Origin of the sequence: Aquabacterium parvum (assembly GCF_001447195.1) — a bacterium.
GTDB classification, from domain to species: domain Bacteria; phylum Pseudomonadota; class Gammaproteobacteria; order Burkholderiales; family Burkholderiaceae_C; genus Aquabacterium; species Aquabacterium parvum.
On sequence record NZ_LFRI01000160.1, the window covers coordinates 1 to 273 of the forward strand.

The 273-nt window shown below is 56.4% G+C and carries 1 protein-coding gene; it reads left to right on the plus strand.

Features of this window, described 5'->3' with window-relative positions:
* Positions 1-42: 42 nt before the first annotated feature.
* On the plus strand, positions 43-273 hold a 231-nt coding region (locus tag ABG80_RS22515; RefSeq protein WP_268760941.1), incomplete at its 3' end, for a protein rep.

Genomic DNA, 273 nt, shown 5'->3' on the forward strand with positions numbered 1-273 from the left:
GGTGACTACCTGCTGTTCCGGCACTACTTCACCATCGACGCTGTGAGGCTGCATGCGGCCAGCTTCTGCATGAAGCACCTGCTTTGCCCTCTGTGTGCCATTAGACGGGGCGCTAAGTCGATGAAAGCCTACTTGGCTAGGTGGGAGGTCATCCGAGCCGAGAAAACGGCTCTGAGGCCTTTTTTGGTGACTTTGACGGTGAAGAACGGTGATGACCTGGCTGAACGCTTTAAGCACCTTCATAGAGCCCAGCGCGAGCTATGGAAACGCCGG